The organism is Neorhizobium phenanthreniclasticum, from assembly GCF_040066075.1.
Classification (GTDB): Bacteria; Pseudomonadota; Alphaproteobacteria; order Rhizobiales; family Rhizobiaceae; genus Neorhizobium; species Neorhizobium petrolearium.
The window spans coordinates 1-771 of the sequence record NZ_JBEAAL010000093.1 but is presented as its reverse complement, the minus strand read 5'-3'; the positions used below and the strand labels follow the sequence as shown (position 1 = coordinate 771).

Below are 771 nucleotides of genomic sequence, written 5' to 3'. Positions count from 1 at the left end.
CCTTGTTGATCAACTGGCTGGCATCGAACCAGGGCACGAAGATCACGCCCGGCGGCATGCGGTTGCGCCCGCGGGTTTCCACCCGGGACCGGATTTCACCGCGCCGGGAGACGATCCTGATTTCGGCACCCTGATTGATGCCCCGCTTTCGGGCATCGTCGGCATTCATGAAGCAGCGGGCGCCGGGGAAAGCCCTGTACAATTCCGGCACGCGCATGGTCATGGATCCGGAATGCCAATGTTCGAGCACGCGGCCGGTCACCAACCAGAAATCATATTCACCATCGGGGGACTCGGCGGGCGGCTCATAGGGAACGGCAAGGATCACGGCTTTGCCGTCCGGTCGCCCGTAGAAGCGTACGCCCTCGCCCGGCTTCACATAAGGATCGTAGCCCTCCCGATAGCGCCACTTGGTCTCCTGCCCGTTGACGACGGGCCAGCGCAGGCCCCGTTCCTGATGGTAGCGGTCATAGGGCGCGAGATCATGACCGTGACCGCGCCCGAACGAGGCATATTCCTCGAACAGCCCTTTCTGTATGTAGAAGCCGAAATCCTTGGCCTCGTTGTTCGCATAGTCCGGGTCGATCTCGCTCAGCGGGAACCGGTCGACCTGTCCGTTCTGGAACAGCACCTCGAACAGTGTTTTGCCACGATAATCAGGGTGCTTGTCCAATATATCCGCGGGCCAAACCTCGTCGGTGGTGAAGCGCTTTGAAAACTCCGCTATCTGCCAAAGATCGGACCGCGCATCGCCCGGAGCCTGCACCAGTT

The 771-nt window shown here is 61.1% G+C and carries 1 protein-coding gene; it reads right to left on the bottom strand.

The window, feature by feature from the left end; genetic code table 11:
- Positions 1-771 (bottom strand): molybdopterin dinucleotide binding domain-containing protein (locus ABK249_RS33860; protein ID WP_348864933.1); only part of this gene is annotated, 771 nt, incomplete at both ends.